Annotated in this window: 19 protein-coding genes and 3 tRNA genes; 9 read left to right on the top strand and 13 right to left on the bottom strand. The window is 66.6% G+C overall.

Features of this window, described 5'->3' with window-relative positions:
• Nucleotides 1-6: 6 nt before the first annotated feature.
• The 5 genes from panD to pcnB form a co-directional block, all read right to left on the bottom strand.
• Nucleotides 7-390 (bottom strand): aspartate 1-decarboxylase, encoded by a 384-nt coding sequence (panD, locus tag ACYVJ8_RS02865; RefSeq protein WP_056130033.1) that lies wholly within the window; start codon nucleotides 388-390, stop codon nucleotides 7-9.
• A 146-nt stretch (nucleotides 391-536) separates the two neighbouring features.
• Complete coding sequence (gene panC, locus ACYVJ8_RS02860; RefSeq protein WP_460709379.1) at nucleotides 537-1,382, bottom strand: pantoate--beta-alanine ligase; 846 nt, start codon at nucleotides 1,380-1,382, stop codon at nucleotides 537-539.
• An 11-nt stretch (nucleotides 1,383-1,393) separates the two neighbouring features.
• Nucleotides 1,394-2,227 carry a 3-methyl-2-oxobutanoate hydroxymethyltransferase gene (gene panB, locus ACYVJ8_RS02855; RefSeq protein ID WP_460709378.1) on the bottom strand — a complete coding sequence of 278 codons (834 nt, stop codon included), beginning with the start codon at nucleotides 2,225-2,227 and terminating at the stop codon, nucleotides 1,394-1,396.
• Between the two features lie 4 nt (nucleotides 2,228-2,231).
• Entirely contained in the window at nucleotides 2,232-2,726 is a 495-nt protein-coding gene (gene folK / locus ACYVJ8_RS02850; RefSeq protein WP_460709377.1) for a 2-amino-4-hydroxy-6-hydroxymethyldihydropteridine diphosphokinase, read from the bottom strand.
• A complete protein-coding gene (gene pcnB, locus ACYVJ8_RS02845; protein ID WP_460709376.1) occupies nucleotides 2,723-4,051 on the bottom strand; it encodes a polynucleotide adenylyltransferase PcnB in 1,329 nt (442 codons plus the stop codon). Before pcnB ends, folK begins: the two co-directional genes overlap by 4 nt.
• A gap of 148 nt (nucleotides 4,052-4,199) precedes the next feature.
• Between pcnB and ACYVJ8_RS02840 the strand changes: the two genes are divergently transcribed.
• Both ACYVJ8_RS02840 and fdxA read left to right on the top strand, forming a co-directional pair.
• Nucleotides 4,200-4,275: transfer RNA gene (locus ACYVJ8_RS02840), tRNA-Glu, on the top strand.
• Nucleotides 4,276-4,400: 125 nt separating this feature from the next.
• Nucleotides 4,401-4,724 carry a ferredoxin FdxA gene (fdxA, locus tag ACYVJ8_RS02835; protein WP_460709375.1) on the top strand — a complete coding sequence of 108 codons (324 nt, stop codon included), beginning with the start codon at nucleotides 4,401-4,403 and terminating at the stop codon, nucleotides 4,722-4,724.
• A 79-nt stretch (nucleotides 4,725-4,803) separates the two neighbouring features.
• Here the strand turns inward: fdxA and ACYVJ8_RS02830 are convergent, their stop codons facing one another.
• Both ACYVJ8_RS02830 and dapA read right to left on the bottom strand, forming a co-directional pair.
• Nucleotides 4,804-5,307, bottom strand: a complete 504-nt coding sequence (locus ACYVJ8_RS02830; RefSeq protein WP_460709374.1) for a hypothetical protein — start codon at nucleotides 5,305-5,307, stop codon at nucleotides 4,804-4,806.
• Between the two features lie 22 nt (nucleotides 5,308-5,329).
• Nucleotides 5,330-6,229, bottom strand: coding sequence for a 4-hydroxy-tetrahydrodipicolinate synthase (gene dapA, locus ACYVJ8_RS02825; RefSeq protein WP_460709373.1), 900 nt, complete (start codon nucleotides 6,227-6,229; stop codon nucleotides 5,330-5,332).
• A gap of 181 nt (nucleotides 6,230-6,410) precedes the next feature.
• On the opposite strand from dapA, the gene ACYVJ8_RS02820 reads away from it, so the two are divergent.
• From ACYVJ8_RS02820 to ACYVJ8_RS02790, 7 genes are all read left to right on the top strand, one after another.
• Nucleotides 6,411-6,971, top strand: a complete 561-nt coding sequence (locus ACYVJ8_RS02820) for a glycine cleavage system transcriptional repressor (protein ID WP_460709372.1) — start codon at nucleotides 6,411-6,413, stop codon at nucleotides 6,969-6,971.
• Nucleotides 6,972-7,058: 87 nt separating this feature from the next.
• Nucleotides 7,059-7,529, top strand: coding sequence for a peroxiredoxin (locus ACYVJ8_RS02815; RefSeq protein ID WP_460709371.1), 471 nt, complete (start codon nucleotides 7,059-7,061; stop codon nucleotides 7,527-7,529).
• Nucleotides 7,530-7,626: 97 nt separating this feature from the next.
• A complete protein-coding gene (locus ACYVJ8_RS02810; RefSeq protein ID WP_460709370.1) occupies nucleotides 7,627-9,024 on the top strand; it encodes a PhoH family protein in 1,398 nt (465 codons plus the stop codon).
• 5 nt (nucleotides 9,025-9,029) lie between these two features.
• Nucleotides 9,030-9,719 carry a YoaK family protein gene (locus ACYVJ8_RS02805; RefSeq protein ID WP_460709369.1) on the top strand — a complete coding sequence of 230 codons (690 nt, stop codon included), beginning with the start codon at nucleotides 9,030-9,032 and terminating at the stop codon, nucleotides 9,717-9,719.
• Between the two features lie 73 nt (nucleotides 9,720-9,792).
• Nucleotides 9,793-11,502, top strand: a complete 1,710-nt coding sequence (locus ACYVJ8_RS02800; protein WP_460709368.1) for a SulP family inorganic anion transporter — start codon at nucleotides 9,793-9,795, stop codon at nucleotides 11,500-11,502.
• Complete coding sequence (gene thiD, locus ACYVJ8_RS02795; RefSeq protein WP_460709367.1) at nucleotides 11,499-12,305, top strand: bifunctional hydroxymethylpyrimidine kinase/phosphomethylpyrimidine kinase; 807 nt, start codon at nucleotides 11,499-11,501, stop codon at nucleotides 12,303-12,305. Before ACYVJ8_RS02800 ends, thiD begins: the two co-directional genes overlap by 4 nt.
• Complete coding sequence (locus tag ACYVJ8_RS02790) at nucleotides 12,302-13,147, top strand: alpha/beta hydrolase family protein (protein WP_460709366.1); 846 nt, start codon at nucleotides 12,302-12,304, stop codon at nucleotides 13,145-13,147. Before thiD ends, ACYVJ8_RS02790 begins: the two co-directional genes overlap by 4 nt.
• Here the strand turns inward: ACYVJ8_RS02790 and ACYVJ8_RS02785 are convergent.
• From ACYVJ8_RS02785 to ACYVJ8_RS02760, 6 genes are all read right to left on the bottom strand, one after another.
• The gene (locus ACYVJ8_RS02785) at nucleotides 13,144-14,091 is read right to left on the bottom strand and encodes a ribokinase (protein WP_460709365.1); all 948 of its coding nucleotides are present in this window, start codon (nucleotides 14,089-14,091) and stop codon (nucleotides 13,144-13,146) included. The two genes, ACYVJ8_RS02790 and ACYVJ8_RS02785, sit on opposite strands and share 4 nt — an antisense overlap.
• Nucleotides 14,092-14,265: 174 nt before the next feature.
• Nucleotides 14,266-14,342, bottom strand: a tRNA-Arg gene (locus ACYVJ8_RS02780).
• An 84-nt stretch (nucleotides 14,343-14,426) separates the two neighbouring features.
• Nucleotides 14,427-14,519, bottom strand: a tRNA-Ser gene (locus ACYVJ8_RS02775).
• 46 nt (nucleotides 14,520-14,565) lie between these two features.
• A complete protein-coding gene (csrA, locus tag ACYVJ8_RS02770; protein ID WP_460709364.1) occupies nucleotides 14,566-14,769 on the bottom strand; it encodes a carbon storage regulator CsrA in 204 nt (67 codons plus the stop codon).
• Nucleotides 14,770-14,918: 149 nt separating this feature from the next.
• A complete protein-coding gene (alaS, locus tag ACYVJ8_RS02765; RefSeq protein ID WP_460709363.1) occupies nucleotides 14,919-17,567 on the bottom strand; it encodes an alanine--tRNA ligase in 2,649 nt (882 codons plus the stop codon).
• 156 nt (nucleotides 17,568-17,723) lie between these two features.
• Nucleotides 17,724-18,233, bottom strand: a complete 510-nt coding sequence (locus ACYVJ8_RS02760) for a regulatory protein RecX (protein ID WP_460709362.1) — start codon at nucleotides 18,231-18,233, stop codon at nucleotides 17,724-17,726.
• Nucleotides 18,234-18,270 lie beyond the last annotated feature (37 nt).

Here is an 18,270-nt window from a genome sequence, read left to right as displayed (position 1 = left end):
CTCCGATCAGGCCGCGGCTTGTTGCGGCATCGAATGGTTGGTGTGGGTCAGCTGGTTCTGGCGGTCGACGTAGACGCAGGTCGGCTTGTACTTGGCCGCTTCGGCCTCGTCGCAGACGCCGTAGGCGCAGATGATGACCAGATCGCCCGGCTGCGCGCAGTGAGCGGCCGCGCCGTTGACCGAAATGACGCCGCTGCCTTCTTCGCCGCGGATGGCGTAGGTCACGAAGCGGGCGCCGTTGTTGACGTTGTAGATGTGGATCTGCTCGTACTCGCGAATACCCGAGATATCGAGCAGGCGGCCGTCGATGGCGCACGAGCCTTCGTAGTGCAGCTCGGCGTGGGTCACGCTGGCGCGGTGGATCTTGGCCTTGAGGACGTTCAGTTGCATTTTGCAGACTCCGGCAGCCGGGCTTGGCGGCGAGAAAGCCGAAGTTTAGCAGCGCATGGCGCGGTGCAACATGGAACGCGGCGTCCCGTCACCGGCGATTCAACCGCCGGCCGCCGTCCGGCCGCGGGCCCCGCGCAAAGCCCTGCTCAGGCCTCGAATTCCAGGTTGTCGATCAGTCGCGTCCGCCCTAGTCGGGCGGCGATCAGGGCGACGCGCGGTCCCCGCGGATCCGCCGGGACGCCCAGTTCCGGCGTCCGCACGACCGCGTAATCGACGGCGAAACCAGCGGCCTGCAGCCGCGCGGTCGCCTCGGCTTCGACCGATGCCAGCTCCCCGCCGGCGCGGATGCCCTCACGCATCGCCTGCAGGCAGCGGCTGATGTCCGCCGCCACGGGGCGCTCCTCCGCAGACAGGTACTGGTTGCGCGAACTCATCGCCAGGCCGTCGGCCTCGCGGCGGGTCTCCGCGGCGACGATCTCGATCGGAAAGGCCAGGTCGCGGACCAGATAGCGGATCACCGCGAGCTGCTGGTAGTCCTTGCGCCCGAAAACGGCCGCGTCGGGCTGCACCTGGTTGAACAGGCGGGCGACGACCGTGGCGACGCCGTCGAAATGGCCCGGGCGGTGCGCGCCTTCCAGCGTCTGGGTCACGCCGGGAACGCTGACCCGCACCGTCGCCTCCGCGCCGTACGGATACATCGCCGCCACCGACGGCAGCCACAGCAGATCGCAGCCCGCGGCATCCAGCCCGGCGGCATCGGCGTCGGGCGTGCGCGGATAACGGCTGAAGTCCTCGTTCGGACCGAACTGGGTGGGATTGACGAAGACGCTGGCGACGACGCGATCGGCGTGTTGCCGCGCGATCTCGATCAGCGAGAAATGCCCGGCGTGGAGATTGCCCATGGTCGGAACGAAGGCGATGCGTTGTCCGGACCGCTTCCACTCGGCGATACGGCCGCGCAGTGCGGACAGCTCGGTGACGACGTCGATCATCTGCTTGGGTTTCAGTCGTAGGAATGCGCGGCGTCGGGGAAGCGCCCTTCGCGCACCGCGGCTGCATAGGCAACCGCGGCTCCGGCAACCGTTCCCGCCTCGGCCAGGAAATCCTTCACGAACTTCGGCCGGCGGTGACCGCTGTTGACGCCGAGCAGGTCGTGCAGCACCAGCACCTGGCCGTCGCAATGCGGGCCCGCGCCGATGCCAATAGTCGGGATCTGCAGGTCTGCGGTGATCGCCTGCGCCAATGCGCTGGGAACGCACTCCAGCACCAGCAGGGCGGCGCCCGCCTCCGCGACGGCGCGCGCATCCGCGCGCAACTTCGCCGCTGCGGCCTCTTCGCGACCCTGGACCTTGTAGCCGCCCAGGCGCAGCACCGATTGCGGCGTCAGGCCGAGGTGTGCGCACACCGGGATTTCCCGTTCGACCAGGAAGCGGATGACGTCGAGCTTATGCCCCGCGCCTTCGAGCTTGACCATCGTCGCGCCGGCCTGGAGCAGCGTGGTGGAGGCGTCCAGCGCGCGTTCCGGCGTCGCATCCGACTGGAACGGCAGATCGGCGACCAGCAGCGACTTGCTCAGGCCGCGCGCCACGCAGGCGACGTGATAGGCGGTATCGGCGACCGTCACCGGCAGCGTACTGGCGTGGCCCTGCACGACCATGCCCAGCGAATCGCCGACCAGGATGATGTCGGTACCCGCCTCTTCGAACGTGCGCGCGAAACTCGCATCGTAGGCGGTAAGCATCACCAGCTTGCGGCCGGCGCGCTTGGCATCGCCGAGCATCGGCACGGTCCAGGGCTTATCCAAGGCCGGTTTGTCCTGCGGCTTCGAGGTGTACATGCGATTAGCCTAGCGCTTCGATGTCCGAGGGATCCAATTTCGCCAGCGCGTCGCGCGCCGCGCCGATGCCCGGGATCATTGCATCCGGCGCGATCTCCACCAGCGGCACCAGCGCAAAACTGCGTTCATGCAGATGCGGATGCGGGACATGCAGGCCCGGCTCGTCGATCACGGCGTCGCCGAACAGCAGCAGATCCAAATCCAGCGTGCGCGGGCCCCAGCGCCGGTCGGCGTGGCGTTCGCGTCCCGCGTCATGTTCGATGCCGAGCATCGCATCGAGCAATTCGCGTGCATCGAGCGCGGTTTCGATCATCGCGACGGCGTTGATGAAGTCGGGCTGGTCGGTGCGGCCCCAGGCGCGACTGCGGTAGAGCCGGGACGCGCGCAGCAGCCGGGTTTCGGGCAAGGCGTCGAGTTCGCGAAACGTCTGGCGCAGCGTGGCCGCGGCATCCCCGAGGTTGCCTCCCAAGCCGACGAGGGCGACGGTCCTGGCCTTCACTCGGCGGACGCCGCGGATCCATTGCGTCGCCGCCGGCGGCGACGGCGCGGCGCACCTGTGGTGGCTTCGCCCGGCTGCGCATCGAGCTGCGCCGCCAGCGTATCGCCCGGCTGCTGCTGGGCTTCGCGCCAGAACGCGACGTCGTCGGCATGCTCGTTGGATGCCGAAAGGCGCAGGTTGAGGAAATCGAACGCCGCGCGGAACCGCGGATGCGCGAGCAAACGGAACACGCGCTTGCGCTGGCGCAGCGAGAATCGCGACTGCAGCAGCCAGATCTCCTGCATCGGCAGCGAGAAGCGCCGCGGCAGCGCGACCATGTTGAGCTGGTGCACGGTGACGCGGTCGGCAGCGCGGCGCTCGGCTTCCGCCGTGTGCATGCCGCCCTGCTGCAGCTGCGCGAGTGCGCGGCAGTAGGCGGGCCACAGCAGCAGCGCGAACAGGAAGGCCGGCGACACCGGTTCATCGTTCGCCACCCGCGCGTCGGTTCCGCTCAGGCCGGCGATGAGCATGCGCCGCAAGGCGCCGCTGCGATTCGCGCGCAGGGCCATGGCGGCTTCCGGGAACAGCACGTCGAGCAAGCCGTGGCGCTCGAGCCCTTCGAAACTGGCGACCGCGTGTCCGGTGAGGAACAGCTTCAGGCACTCCTCGAACAGGCGCGCCGGCGCGGCTTCGGCCAGCAGCGATGCCAGCCGCGGCAGTGGTTCGGCCGTGGCCGCTTCGATCTGGAAATCCAGCTTCGCCGCCAGGCGCACCGCGCGCAGCATGCGCACCGGGTCTTCACGGTAACGCGTCTCCGGATCGCCGATCAGGCGCAGCAGGCGGTTCTGCACGTCCTCGAAACCGCCGACGTAGTCGCGCACCGAGAAATCCTCGATCGCGTAGTACAGCGCATTGGCGGTGAAGTCGCGGCGGACCGCGTCGTCCTCGATCGAGCCGAAGACGTTGTCGCGCAGGACGCGGCCGCCTTCATGGGTTTCGCGGTCGCCGCTGCCGTCGTCGGCGTTGGCGCGGAAGGTGGCCACCTCGATGATCTCGCGCCCGAACACCACGTGCGCGAGGCGGAAGCGGCGTCCGATCAGGCGGCAGTTGCGGAACAGCTGCTTGACCTGTTCCGGCGTGGCGTCGGTGGCCACGTCGAAATCCTTCGGGTGCCCGCCCACCAGCAGGTCGCGCACCGCGCCGCCGACGAGATAGGCGCCGAAGCCCCCTTCGCGCAGCCGATACAGCACGCGCAGGGCATTCGGGCTGACGTCCCGACGCGAGACGTTGTGCTCTTCGCGCGGAATCAACCGTAGCGTTGTTTGGATGGAGTGGTATTCGGACATCTAGGTTCGTGCCGCGGTCCTGCGGATTTGTCGTGTGTCTCGCACCAATTGCCGGGCGGCAATGGCGCTGCGTATACTAACAGTCTGCGTTCAGGTCGCTGTTCTTGTCCTGGCGCAGGAGCGGGTTCCCCCGCTCCGGAAGCTCTTCGCTCCCTTCGTCTAGAGGCCTAGGACGTGGCCCTCTCAAGGCTAAAACACGGGTTCGAATCCCGTAGGGAGCGCCAGACATCAGGCCCGACTTGAGATAGGGCCTCGAACAGAAACCCGGCATTGCCGGGTTTTTTGTTGCCTTCGACCCGAGACCGGAGCGCTAAACTACTCCCGGCCAGAACCCATCACGGACCCGCCCATGCCCTTCGTCGTCACCGAAAATTGCATCAAGTGCAAGTACACCGACTGCGTCGAGGTGTGCCCGGTCGATTGCTTCCACGAAGGGCCGAACTTCCTCGTCATCGATCCGGACGAGTGCATCGACTGCACCTTGTGCGAACCGGAGTGTCCGGTGAACGCGATCTACCCGGAGGACGATGTGCCGGCGGGCCAGGAGGGCTTCGTCGCGCTCAACGCCGAACTGGCGAAGGCCTGGCCGGTGATCACCACCCGCAAGGACGCCCTGGCCGACGCCAACGAGTGGGAAGGCAAGCCGGGAAAGATCGATTTGCTGGAACGCTGAGCGCCGCGCCGAATCTCGGCGCAGGCAATAAAAAACGGGCGCGATGCGCCCGTTTTTTGTTCGCATCCCGCAACGGGTGTCAGCGGCCGCCGAGCGCCGTCTTGAGCGAGGCGATGGCCTTGGTTGCGGCTTCGCCGGTGGCCGGCTGGCCACGCGGATCGACGGCGGCGACGTAGGCGCCGGCGTCCACCGCACTCACGCGGACGAGGAAGTTGCTGCCTGCGTAGCTGACGTCGTACACGCCGAGCAGCTGCGCCTGGCTGGCGACCGACAGGCCGTCGATCTTGGCGAGTGCCTCACCCACTTTGGCGAACGCTTCTTCGCGGGTTCCGGCGACGGTGAAGCCGTTGGAGACGCCTGCGACCGGCGCCGACACGGCACTGGCCGTCGCCGAGGCGGTTGCGCCCGGCGCCACCACCGCACCCTCGGTGCGCGGCAGGTCGAGATCAGGGGGGACTTCCAGCGGCCGCGTGCTGGGATCGCCGGCATACAGCTTGGTGTCGCGGCGGAACCAGCTGCAGCCGGAACTCGCGAGTACGGCGGTGAGAACGACGGCGACGGTAGCGATACGGATCAGGCGCATGGTGCTTTCTCCTGGGGAGGGGTCAGGCTGCTGTGGCGCAGGCATTTTCGAGCTCGCGCACGAGCACCGAGATGGAAGGGGTGGTACCGGCATAAGCGGCCGACAGCGGCAGCAACGGCAGGCGTAGACCGTGGCCGATGCCCTGCAGTTCCAGCACGGCCTTGACCGGAATCGGATTGGGCTCCACGCCCATGAAATCGAACGCGGGTTGCAACTGGGCATCCAGTTCCCGCGCGGCGTCGGCCTTGCCGGCGCGGGCGAGATCGCACAGACGGCGCATCGCGCGCGGCAGTACGTTCGACGCAACCGAAATCACGCCATCGGCACCTGCCAGCATCGCGCGGCACGCGGTGGGATCGTCGCCGCTGAGCACGGCGAAATTCGCGCTCTTGAACTTCAACAGCGCCTCCATCCGTTCGGCTTCCGCGCGCGCTTCTTTGATGCCGACGATGCGCGGATGTCCGCACAACTCGGCCACCGTTTCCGGCAGCAGGTCGCCGCCGGTTCGGCCGGGCACGTTGTAGAGCACGATCGGCAGCGCGCCATCGTCGGCGATCGCGCGGTAGTGGGCGATCAGACCGGGCTGCGTGGGTCGCACGTACGGCGGCGAGACGATCAGCGCGGCATCGGCGCCCAGCACGGCCGCACGGCGCGTCTGTTCGATCGTCTTGGCGGTGTTGGACAGACCGGTACCGGCGAGCACCGGAATCCGGCCGGCCACGAATTCGACCGCTGTGCGCAACAGCAGATCGTATTCGGCGTCGTACAGCGCGGCCGCCTCGCCGGTGGAACCGGCGACGACGATGGCCTGGGTGCCACCATCGAGCTGCTGCTGCAGCAGACGCTGCCAGGCGTCCAGGTCGAGTTCGCCAGCGGCGTTGAAGGGTGTGGCCAGCGCGGTGATGCTGCCGGAAAGTCGCAAGTCGGTAGCCCTGATGAGCGTGGGTGGAGGTGGGGTCTCGCGAAGCCGTTGCGGCCTCGAAATACGGCGTCGAAATCGGCGAACAGGCTCGCAAAATTCACCTGAATGTTACTTGCGGCCCGAAACCGCGGGCAAGTATGCTGGTCGCCGCTGTATCTTGCCCCCAACGCCAGGCGCCGCCTTGACCGATAACGCTCCCCGGCCGTCGCCGAACGAAAACCACCTCCTGATCAATGCGTATACGACGCATCCGGAGTCGCCGCTGCTGTCGGTGACGCGGCGGATCACGGACAGTGGCTGCAATCTCGTCGACGCGCGACTGTCCACGGTGGGACGTGACGTTTCCGTCACCGCCCTGGCGGTGGGCCCGTGGGACGCCGTCGCCAAGCTCGAGGCCATGCTGGCCCGGCTGGAGCGCGAGGAAGGCCTCAAGCTCAACTGGTACCGCACCGGCCCCAAGCAGGTGCAGTCCAACCTGCTGCCCTACGTGGTCGAGGTCGTGGCGGCCGACAAGCCCGGCATCCTGTTCCAACTGGCGGATTTCTTCGATCGCCAGGGCATCACCATCGAGAGCCTGCACTGTTCGCGCTACCGCGCGATGCAGACCGGTGCGGACATGTTCTCGGCGCAGGTGACGATCGGCGTTCCCGCGAGCATGCACATTGCTGCGCTGCGCGATGACTTCCTCGAATTCTGCGACCACCTTAACCTCGATGCGATCATGGATCCGATGAAGTTCTGAGGTGTTGCGCCGCCCGGCCGACTGCGGCACGCTGGGGGCGAGTGCAATACCGCGCCGGCAGGCCCGGCGCACCAGGCAGAGAGAACGATGCTGGACACTGGCAACAAGATTCCCGACCTACCCATCGCGCTTTCCAGCGGCACGAAAGGCCGCCTCTCCGACTACAAGGGCCATTGGCTGGTCCTGTACTTCTATCCGAAAGACAGCACGCCGGGCTGCACGACCGAAGGCCTCGACTTCAACGCGCTGCTGCCCAAGTTCAAGAAATTGGACGCCACCGTGCTGGGCGTATCGCGCGACTCGCTCAAGTCGCATCAGAATTTCTGCGCCAAGCAGGGCTTCAAGTTCGACCTGGTGAGCGACGCCGACGAAGCCTTGTGCAATGCCTTCGGCGTGATCAAGCCGAAGAAGCTCTACGGCCGCGAATACGTCGGCGTGGAGCGCAGCACTTTCCTGATCGATCCCAAGGGCGTCATCGTCCAGTCATGGCGCCCGGTAAAAGTCCCCGGCCATGCCCAGGCCGTGCACGACGCACTCAAGGCTGCCGCAACGAAGTGATCACTCCGCGTTCCAACGATCCTGCCACCCCGCTTCGCGGGTTTGTGGCGGTCTGCCCCTGCCCCGCTTTCGCACGCTCCGCCTCCAGGAAAGCATGATGACCCGAAGCAAGCGCATCTACGTCCTCGACACCAACGTGCTCATGCACGATCCCACCGCGCTGTTCAAATTCGAGGAGCACGATGTCTACCTGCCGATGCAGGTGATCGAAGAGCTGGACAACGGCAAGAAAGGCAACACCGAAGCCAGCCGCAACGCGCGCCAGGTCAGCCGTTTCCTCAACGAACTGGTCGAGAGCCACGGCAACCGCCCGATCTCGGAAGGCATCACCCTCAGCCGCCCGCAAGGCCTGCAGCTGCGCGGCGCGCAGAGCATCGGTCGGTTGCGCTTCCAGACCCGCGACTTCGACTCGGGCAAGCGCTTCGGCGCGGTCATCCCGGACAACCACATCCTGGGCGCGATCCTCGCGCTGAAGGAGAGCGAGCCCGGTACGCCGGTAGTGTTCGTCTCCAAGGACATCAACCTGCGCATCAAGGCGTCGATCGCCAGCATCGACTCGGAGGATTACGAGAACGATCGCGCGCTGGACGATTTCAGCCTGCTCTACACCGGTTCGACGGCCCTGCCCGAGGATTTCTGGCAGCGCTATGGCAAGGACCTGCGTTCCTGGACCGAGAAGGGCCGGACCTTCTACGAAATCCGCCGCGGCCAGGACGACGACTGGTATCCGAACCAGTTCCTATATCTCCCCGGCGACGAGGAGGCGGAAATGAAGGTCGCGCACGTCGAAGGCGAGCGCGTGATCCTGCAGATCGTCGACGACTATCGCCACAACCAGCACGCGGTGTGGGGCATCACCGCGCGCAATCGCGAGCAGAACTTCGCGCTCAACGCGCTGATGGATCCGGAAATCGACTTCGTCACCCTGCTCGGCACCGCCGGCACCGGCAAGACGCTGCTCGCCCTGGCGGCGGGCTTGGCGCAGACGATGGACCAGCAACGCTACCGCGAAATCATCATGACCCGCGCCACGGTCAGCGTGGGCGAAGACATCGGCTTCCTACCCGGCACCGAAGAAGAAAAGATGACGCCGTGGATGGGCGCGCTGACCGACAACCTGGAAGTGCTCACGCACAATCCGGAAGGCGGCAGCTGGGGCCGTGCGGCCACGAACGACCTGCTCGCTTCGCGCATCAAGATCCGCTCGCTCAACTTCATGCGCGGCCGCACGTTCCTGAGCCGCTGGCTGATCCTGGACGAGGCGCAGAACCTCACGCCCAAGCAGATGAAGACGCTGATCACGCGCGCGGGTCCCGGCACCAAGATCGTGTGCCTGGGCAACGTCGAGCAGATCGATACCCCGTATCTGACCGAAACCACGTCGGGCCTGACCTACGCGGTCGACCGCTTCAAGGGCTGGGCGCACAGTGCGCACGTCACCTTGCGTCGCGGCGAGCGCTCGCGCCTGGCCGATTACGCGTCCGAAGTGTTGTAAGCGGTATGGGCGTGCAGCTGCCGCGCTGGGTGTGGCTGGGCTCGGGCTGCCTGGCCTGCGTCGCGGGCATGGTCAACGTAGTCGGGTATCTCGGCTTCGAACACCAGGCGGTGACGCACCTCACCGGCACCACCACCCTGCTCGGTGCGGCCATCGTGGAAGGCAATACGCGCGCGGCGTCGAATCTCTTCGCGGTCGGCGCCGCGTTCACCGGTGGGGCGGCGCTCAGCGGCATGATCATCCAGGACAGCACGCTGCGACTGGGACGCCGTTATGGGGTGGTGCTGGCGATCGAGTCGATCCTCCTGTTCGTCGCGATGATGCTGTTCAAGCGCCAGCACATCGCCGGCGTGCTGCTAGCCGCCACGGCATGCGGGCTGCAGAACGCGATGGCTACGACGTTCAGCGGTGCGGTGATACGCACCACGCACCTGAGCGGAATGTTCACCGACCTGGGCATCGGTCTGGGCCACTTTCTGCGCGGCTTGCCGTTGCCGAAGCGGCGCCTGGCGCTGAGTACCCTGATCATCAGCAGCTTCTTCGCCGGCGGCATGATCGGCGCGTGGTTGTTCCAGCACTTCGGTTATGACGCGCTCGCGGTGCCGGCGGCACTGACCGGGCTGGTGGGCATCGGCTACACCGCCTTCCGCCACTGGCGCACGATCCGGCAGGACTCGGAAGCGGAAGTCGGTTAGCTTTGCAGCCGCGGCCGGCGAGATCGCTACGCATCGCCATGGCGAAGCCGCGTTCCAGCCGTCGGGAGGGAAGGTGCAAACGCTCACTGTCAGGCAGTACCTGCCCTTGTTCGTGCCCAAGCTGGTCACGGTGCTGCGTGGCGGCTATCGCCTCCGCGACCTGCGCGCCGACGCGACCGCCGGACTCACCGTCGCCATCGTCGCACTGCCACTGGCGATGGCCTTGGCGATCGCTTCCGGCACTACGCCGGAAAAAGGCCTGCACACCGCGATCGTCGCCGGCTTCCTGATCTCCGCGCTCGGCGGCTCGCGCGTGCAGATCGGCGGCCCGACCGCGGCGTTCGTGCCGGTGGTGTTCGTGGTGATCGATAAATTCGGCTACGGCGGGCTGATCCTCTGCACGCTGCTCGCGGGCCTGATGCTGATCGCCGCCGGCCTGCTGCGGCTAGGCACGCTGATGAAGTACATGCCGCAGCCGGTGATCACCGGCTTCACGGCGGGCATCGCGGTGAGCATCTTCTCCAGCCAGATCAAGGACGCACTGGGGTTGCAGATGGGCACGCCGCCGGCGGAGTTCCTGCCGCGCTGGACGAGCTATGCACAGCACATCGGCACTCTCCAGCCCGCCGCGGTGGCGCTTACCGTACTCGGACTGGCGGTGATTCTCGTTGTGCGGCGCTGGCGACCCAACTGGCCGGTGTTTCTGATCGCGCTGCTGCTGTGCACGCTGGTGAGCAGCGGCTTCGCATTGCCGGCGGAAACCATTGGTTCCCGCTTCGGCGCCCTGCCCTCCGCGCTGCCGACCTTCGACTTTCCGCATATTCCGTTCGAACGCACGCGCGAATTGCTGCCCAGTTCGCTCACCATCGCCTTTCTTGCCGGCGTGGAATCGCTGCTGTCGGCCGTGGTTGCAGACGGCATGACCGGCGGACGCCATCGCTCCAACGCGGAACTCGTCGCGCAGGGCGTGGCCAACAGTGTCTCCGCCTTGTTCGCCGGCCTGCCTGCCACCGGCGCGATCGCACGCACGGCGACCAACGTCCGCGCTGGCGGGCGCACGCCGGTCGCGGGCATGCTGCATGCGGTCTTCCTGCTGGTGTTCATGCTCGCGCTGGCGCCGTTCATGCGCTACATCCCGCTGGCGGCGCTGGCGGCAGTGCTACTCGTGGTCGCCTGGAACATCAGCGAAGCCGAAGCTTTTCGCCACACTCTCTCTGCGCCCAAGGGCGATCGGCTGGTGTTGCTGCTCACGTTCTTCCTCACCGTCTTCTTCGACCTCACCGTTGCGATCGAGGTGGGGTTGGTCACGGCCGCCTTCATCTTCATGTTCCGCATGGCCGATGCGTTCGAAGTGAGCTCGGGCGTGAAGCTGGTGGAAGAAAATGGCCTGGAGAGCGAAGCTACGCCATCGCAGCGCGAACACTTGCCGCCAGGCGTGGAAGTGTTCCAGATCAGCGGCGCGCTGTTCTTCGGCGCCGCGAACCGGCTGGATGACCTGCTCGACCAATTCCGCGTGGCGCCGCGCGTCTTCATCCTGCGCATGCGCCTGGTGCCGCTGATCGACGCCAGCGGCGTGCATGCGCTCAAGGCCCTGCTGGAACGCTGCCACCGACGTGGCATCGTGCTGGTGGTTTCGGGCTTGCGGCCGCAACCGCAGCGGGTGATCGCGCAGATGCAACTGCATGCACGCGATGGCGAGCTGTATTTTGTTCCCGACTATGAAGCGGCGCTGGCGTTGGCAGGCCAGCTCACCGGCACCGACGCAACCGAAGAGACCCGATGACCGATTCTCGCCCCCGCTCCGCACTGACCATCGCCGGCTCGGATTCCGGCGGCGGTGCCGGTATCCAGGCCGATCTCAAGACCTTCGCGGCACATCGCGTTCACGGCCTCAGCGCCATCGCGGCGCTGACCGCGCAGAACACGCGGGCCGTCACCGCCGTGGAGGTTCCCGCGACCACGTTCCTGCGCGCGCAGATCGATGCCTGCTTCGACGATTTCGACATCGGCGCGGTGAAGCTGGGCATGTTGGCGACCGCCGAGGTGATCCACGCGGTGGCCGACGCGCTCGAGCATCATGCGCCGCGCCACGTCGTGCTCGATCCGGTGATGGTTGCTACGTCCGGGGCGCGCCTGCTCGAACCCGCGGCGCTGGCGGCCCTGCGCACCCGACTGCTGCCGCTGGCGACGCTGGTGACTCCGAACCTGCCCGAAGCGGAACTGCTGCTGGGCCACGCGATCGAAAGCCACGACGCGATGCAGGCGGCCTGCCGCGCATTGCTGAGCACCGGCGTCTGCGCCGTGCTGCTCAAGGGCGGCCATCTCGCCGACGACGGCGATGTGATCGATCTGTTCGCCGATGCCACGGGCATCACGCCGTACCGCCATCGGCGCCTGCAACTCGAAGCGCATGGCACCGGCTGTTCGCTGGCTTCGGCCGTCGCCGCCAACCTCTGTCGCGGCCTACCCTTGATCGAAGCCTGCGGCGCGGCAGGCGACTACGTGCATGCGGCCCTGCGACTGGGTTACCGCCCAGGTCGCAGCGAAATTGTCGTGCTCGATCATTTCGGCGCGGCGCCGCGATGAGCGAACCGACGTTGCACAAGCTGGATGTCGAAGCCAGCGATGGCCATCGCTGGCAGGTGCTCGGCGTCATTCCCGCGCAGCCACGGGCGCGCTTGTTGTGGTTGCCCGCCATGGGTGTGGCCGCGAAGCACTATCTGCCTTTCGCACACGCTGTGTGCGCACAGGGAATCGCGGTCTTCATCCACGACTGGCGCGGCAACGGCAGCAGCACGCTGCGGCCCTCGCGCGAGAGCGACTGGGGCTATCGCGAGCTGCTGCAACTGGATCTGCCCGCGACGGAAGCGGCGATAGCGCAGCAGCTCGATGGCCTGCCGCGCATGCTCGGCGGCCATAGCCTCGGCGGGCAACTGGCCTGTTGCCATCTGGGCATGACACCCGACGCAGCGGCAACGTTGTGGCTGGTCGCCAGCGGCTCGCCGTACTGGCGCGCGTTTCCGCCGCGCACGCGCTGGTGGCTGCCGATGACGTATCGGTTTCTGCCGTGGCTGGCGCAGCGCCGCGGATTCCTGCCGGGGCACAGCATCGGCTTCGGCGGCAACGAATCGCGCAGCTTGATCCAGGACTGGGCGCGCAGCGCGTTGAGCGGCCGCTATGCCGCGCGCGGACTGGATGCCGATCTCGAAGCGGCGATGGCATCGGTGCGGGTCGAATCCCACGCCGTCGTTCTCGCGCAGGATTGGCTGGCGCCCGTGGGTTCCGCGCGCTTCCTGCTCTCCAAACTGCCCAAGTCCAGGCACCGCATCGACCGCCTGGACGCAAGCACGTTGCAGACGCGCGCCGGCCACTTCGAATGGATGAAGCAGCCGCAGGCGGTCGTCGACTGCCTGATGCGGCAGCTCTAGTCCTTGCTTGGATCCAACCCGCAGTAGCGCGCGAGCTCATCGCTGGAAGTGGCGCGGCCGCCGACAAGCAATGCATCCACTTCGTCGAAGTGAGGCACGCCTGTCTGCGCCCCCACGCGAGTGCAGGCCAGTGCCGATGCTGCCGAGGCGCGCTGCAGCGCATTCGCAAAGCCATGGCCTTGCGCCAGGGCGGCCACGAAAACGCCGCAGAAGGTGTCGCCCGCACCCGTAGTATCGATGGCCTCGACCTGGAAGGCCGGTTGCAGCAACCAGTTTCCGCGGGCGCTCGCACAACTGCCGCGCGCGCCTAGGGTCACGATGACGTCCCTGTCGCCGAGCACGGCCACCGCCTCGGGAATCCCACGGACGCCCGTGACGGCGTGCAATTCGCCTTCGTTGACGATGAGGATGTCGACCGCGGCCAGCAGCTCCGTAGGCAACGCACGCGCTGGCGCTGCGTTCAAGACCACGGCTACGCCCGCCTGCCGGGCGGCGTGAGCCCAGGCGGTCACCGCATCCAGCGGCGATTCCAATTGCAGCAGCAGGTGCGACACATCGGACAAATCAGGCAGGTCGGTGGCCTGCAGGCGCGAGTTCGCGCCCGGAGCCACGGTGATCGCGTTCTCCGCGTCGTCGGAAAGGCAGATGAAGGCAACGCCGGTCGCCTCCTCCTGGATGCGGACGATGTGCGCATCGACGCCTGCATCGCGCAGCGAAGCCTCCAGCGGCTGGGCGAAAGCGTCCGCACCGAGCGCCAGCAGCATGCGCGTATGCGCGCCCCCGGCACGCGCGCACGCCACGGCCTGGTTCGCGCCCTTGCCGCCGGGAAAGGTCTCGAAGTTGCTTCCGAGCACGGTTTCGCCCGGCGCGGGGATATGCGGCGCGCGCACGACGAAATCGAGATTCGCCGATCCGGCTACAAGCACGGTGTTGCGTGATGTCATTGCCTGATCCCCGGCGGCCTGCGAACGATGCTGTGTTCACGAAACATAGCCGATGAGCAAGTGGCGAGGCAGAGGTTGCGGCGACTGCAGCGAGGCACCGATGTCGGAACGATGCGAAAGACCGGGCCGCAAAAACAGAAAGGCCGGCGGATAAACCGCCGGCCTTCTGTTGTATGGCGCGCCCGGAGAGATTCGAACTCCCGACCACCAAGTTCGTAGCCTGGTGCTCTATCCAGCTGAGCTACGGGCGCAAAAGCTAGAAGCGGAATTATGCTCAGTTGTTATCGCTCCGTCAACGCTTCGAAACATCGGCACTGATTTTTGCGATAGAAAACTGGCGGAGACTGAGGGATTCGAACCCTCGATGGAGCTTTTGACCCCATACTCCCTTAGCAGGGGAGCCCCTTCGGCCTCTCGGGCAAGTCTCCGCGGGGCGCAGAGCATAACGGCTCTGCGCATGCGCGGCAAACTTTTTTAACCGCCGTCGGCCTTGCGGTCATGCTCGGAGACGCCTTCTCCGCGCTGTATGCGCTGATAGATCTCCTCGCGATGGACCGCGACGTCCTTGGGCGCCGTGATGCCGATACGCACCTGGTTGCCCTTCACACCGAGCACGGTGACCGTTACCGAGTCACCGATCATCAAAGTCTCGCCGACGCGACGCGTCAGGATAAGCATGCAAATCTCCTCAGATACCGGCCAAGATCGCCGGCCAGGGCGTCCAGTCCTCTAGGACGCCTTACTTCTTCGAAAACAACGCCGGCGTTCCATGGACCGCGAGTGCGGCCAGGAAGTTCAGCGTCCCCTGTCACATACCACACCGCGCATCATGCCAGTTTTTTCGCCACCCAGTCCGCGAGGCCGGCCAGTGCCTGCTGCAGGGCCGGGCCGTCGTCGCCGCCGCCCTGGGCCATGTCCGGACGTCCACCGCCCTTGCCATTGATCTGAGTGGCCACATGGGACAGTAGCTCTCCCGCCTTGACCTTGCCAGTGAGTGAACCGCTCACGCCGGCGATCAGCGCCGCCTTGCCTTCGCTCGCGCCCGCCAGGACGACGACTGCATCCCCGAGCTGCTGTTTCAAGCGGTCCACCGCGTCCCGCAACGCCTTGGCATCGAAGCCCTCCAATCGCGCCGCCACTACTTTGACACCACGCACGTCGACCGCCGAACCGGCCAAGTCCGCAGTCGCGCCGGACGCGGCCTTGGCCTTGAGGGACTCCAGTTCGCGCTCAAGCTTCTTCTGCCGATCGAGCAGTGCACGCAGCTTGTCGGCGACGTCCGCGGCGTTGCCGCCGAGCAGGTCGGCGGCTTCATCCAGACGGCGCTCTTCTTCGGCCACGTAGTCGAGCGCGCCCTGCCCGGTCAGGGCCTCGATGCGACGCACGCCGGCGGAGACACCGCCTTCAGACACGATCTTGAACAAACCGATATCGCCCGTACGCGAAACGTGCGTGCCGCCGCACAGCTCGGTGGAGGTGTCGCCCATGCGCAGGACGCGCACGCGCTCGCCGTACTTCTCGCCGAATAGGGCCATGGCGCCGAAGTCCAGAGCTTCCTGCATGTCCATGTGCCGGATCTCGGCGGCATGGTTGCCCCGGACCTCGGCGTTGACCTGGCGTTCGATCTGCGCCAGCTCGGATGCGGTCAGCGGCTGGAAATGCGAGAAGTCGAAACGCAGGCGTTCGGGTGCGACCAGCGAGCCCTTCTGCGTGACATGCGTGCCCAGCACGTTGCGCAACGCGGCATGCAGCAAGTGGGTCGCGCTGTGATTCAGAACGGTAGCGGCGCGGCGCGCATGATCGACCGCACCCACGATGTGATCGCCACGCTTGAGGGTGCCGGCGGTGAGCGTGCCGACGTGGCCGTGGAACTGGCCGGCGAGCTTCTGGGTGTCGCGCACCGAGAACATCACGCCTTGTTCCGCCAGTTGGCCCGTATCACCGACCTGGCCGCCGCTTTCCGCATAGAAGGGCGTGCGGTCGAGGAAGACGATGGCTTCGTCGCCCGCCTGGATCGTGTCGACGGGCTTGCCGTCCTTGAGCAGCGCGACGACCTCGAGACCACCGGCCTCCAGGTGCTCGTAGCCGATGAATTCGGTCGGCTTCAATTGCGAGATCAGCTCCGCCGGCAGCGCGACGCCGCCGCCGAACTTGCCGGCCGCGCGTGCGCGCTCGCGCTGCTGCTCCATCAGGCGCTCGTATTCGGCCATGGCTTCCGGCTGCAGCTCGGAATCTCGTTCGCGCAGGATGTCGGCGATGAGGTCCGGCGGACATCCGTACGTATCGTGCAGCAGGAACAACTGCTCGCCGTCGATCTTGCCGCCCGACTGCGCCAGATAGCCTTCGAGACGTTGCATCCCGGCGTCCAGCGTCTGCGCGAAAGCGGCCTCTTCGGCCCTGAGCGCGCGCTCGACGAGTTCGCGCTTCTGCACCAGCTCCGGATAGGCCTGACCCATCACATCGATGAGCGGCGCGAGCATGCGCCAGAAACTGCCTTCGGCGCTGAGCCCCCCCAGCTTCCAGAAGTGGCGCACGGCGCGACGGATGATCCGGCGCAGGACATAGCCGCGGCCTTCATTGCTCGGCAGCACGCCATCGACGATGAGGAAGCTGCAGGCGCGGATGTGATCGGCGATGACGCGCAGCGACTTGTGTTCGAGATCGCTCGTACCGGTGATCGCGGCGGCGGCCTTGATCAGATGCTGGAACAGATCGATTTCATAGTTGCTGTGCACGTGCTGGAGCACCGCGGACACTCGCTCCAGGCCCATGCCCGTGTCGACGCACGGCGCCGGCAGCGGCACCAGCGTGCCGTCGGGCTGGCGATCGAACTGCATGAAGACGTTGTTCCAGATTTCGATGAAGCGGTCGCCGTCTTCGTCCGGCGAACCGGGCGGACCACCGGCGATGTGTTCGCCATGGTCGTAGAAGATTTCCGTGCACGGGCCGCAGGGACCGGTGTCGGCCATCTGCCAGAAGTTATCGGACGCGTACGGCGCCCCCTTGTTGTCGCCGATGCGGATGATCCGCTCCGGCGGCAGGCCGACGATCTTGTTCCAGATGTCGAAGGCCTCGTCGTCGGTGTGATAGACGGTGGCCAGCAGCTTGTCCTTGGGCAGCTTCCAGACTTCGGTCAGCAGTTCCCAGGCCCAGACGATCGCGTCCTTCTTGAAATAGTCGCCGAAGCTGAAGTTGCCCAGCATCTCGAAGAAGGTGTGGTGGCGCGCGGTGTAGCCGACCTGGTCGAGGTCGTTGTGCTTGCCGCCGGCGCGCACGCAACGCTGCGAGCTCACCGCGCGCGTGTAGCTGCGCTTTTCAGCGCCGAGGAAGACGTCCTTGAACTGGACCATCCCGGCGTTGGTGAACAGCAGGGTCGGGTCGTTGCCCGGCACCAGCGAGCTGGAGGGCACCACGGCGTGGCCCTTGGAGCGGAAGAATTCGAGGAAATCGCTGCGGATTTCGGTAGTAGTTTTCATGCCTGGCGCAGTTGAGGGCTGGGCAGGTCACGGCGACCGGCCCCTGCCGGCCAAGATGGCGGCGAAAGGCCGAGCGGGCAACCCAGGTGGGAAAGCCCTCTAGGGTAGCAGGCACCGCACGGCAACGCAGGCTCGGGCTGTGCAGCCCGCCGGGGGTCAGTCGGTCTCGAAATCCGCCCGGATGGCGGCCCGCGCGCTGGCCGCGTCGAAGCCGCGTCGCAAGAGAAAATCAGCGGCCTTGCGCCGCTGATTCAGGTCAAGGGCGGCGACCGGGCCGTAGCGCCGACGGACGAGGTCGGAGGCGATTTCGGCCCAGTCGCCATGGAAAGTGTCCAGGGCGGCGGCGATGGCCTCGCGGTCGAGGCCATGGGTGGAGAGTTCCGCACGGATGCGCGCCGGGCCGTAGCCGCCGGAAGCGCGGGCGCGGACGAGGCTTTCGGCGAAGCGGATGTCGTTCTGCCAGCCGTCATGGGCCAGCTTCGCGACGGCCGATTCCACCTCGGCGGCGTCCATGCCACGCGAGGTCAACTTGCGGGTGAGCTCCTTCCTGGAATGTTCGCGCCGGGTGAGCAATCCCAAGGCCCGCTGGGTCGCGCTCAGTTCCCGCGGTTTGCGGGCTGGGCGCTGAGGTTCCGAGTGGGAACGTTCCGAGTCGGAACGCTCCAAGTTCGAACCATCGTCCACTGGCGAAACGTCATCCACG

Source organism: Lysobacter terrae, assembly GCF_054782215.1.
Note: the sequence above shows the minus strand (reverse complement) of the source record. Positions and strands in the feature narration are given on the sequence as shown.

What these genes read in the sequence shown, in the direction of transcription:
- panD (WP_056130033.1), bottom strand. Translation starts at nt 390, where the DNA reads ATGCAACTGAACGTCCTCAAGGCCAAGATCCACCGCGCCAGCGTGACC.
- panC (WP_460709379.1), bottom strand. Translation starts at nt 1,382, where the DNA reads ATGATCGACGTCGTCACCGAGCTGTCCGCACTGCGCGGCCGTATCGCC.
- panB (WP_460709378.1), bottom strand. Translation starts at nt 2,227, where the DNA reads ATGTACACCTCGAAGCCGCAGGACAAACCGGCCTTGGATAAGCCCTGG.
- pcnB (WP_460709376.1), bottom strand. Translation starts at nt 4,051, where the DNA reads ATGTCCGAATACCACTCCATCCAAACAACGCTACGGTTGATTCCGCGC.
- fdxA (WP_460709375.1), top strand. Translation starts at nt 4,401, where the DNA reads ATGCCCTTCGTCGTCACCGAAAATTGCATCAAGTGCAAGTACACCGAC.
- ACYVJ8_RS02830 (WP_460709374.1), bottom strand. Translation starts at nt 5,307, where the DNA reads ATGCGCCTGATCCGTATCGCTACCGTCGCCGTCGTTCTCACCGCCGTA.
- ACYVJ8_RS02815 (WP_460709371.1), top strand. Translation starts at nt 7,059, where the DNA reads ATGCTGGACACTGGCAACAAGATTCCCGACCTACCCATCGCGCTTTCC.
- ACYVJ8_RS02810 (WP_460709370.1), top strand. Translation starts at nt 7,627, where the DNA reads ATGACCCGAAGCAAGCGCATCTACGTCCTCGACACCAACGTGCTCATG.
- ACYVJ8_RS02805 (WP_460709369.1), top strand. Translation starts at nt 9,030, where the DNA reads ATGGGCGTGCAGCTGCCGCGCTGGGTGTGGCTGGGCTCGGGCTGCCTG.
- thiD (WP_460709367.1), top strand. Translation starts at nt 11,499, where the DNA reads ATGACCGATTCTCGCCCCCGCTCCGCACTGACCATCGCCGGCTCGGAT.
- ACYVJ8_RS02790 (WP_460709366.1), top strand. Translation starts at nt 12,302, where the DNA reads ATGAGCGAACCGACGTTGCACAAGCTGGATGTCGAAGCCAGCGATGGC.
- ACYVJ8_RS02785 (WP_460709365.1), bottom strand. Translation starts at nt 14,091, where the DNA reads ATGACATCACGCAACACCGTGCTTGTAGCCGGATCGGCGAATCTCGAT.
- csrA (WP_460709364.1), bottom strand. Translation starts at nt 14,769, where the DNA reads ATGCTTATCCTGACGCGTCGCGTCGGCGAGACTTTGATGATCGGTGAC.
- alaS (WP_460709363.1), bottom strand. Translation starts at nt 17,567, where the DNA reads ATGAAAACTACTACCGAAATCCGCAGCGATTTCCTCGAATTCTTCCGC.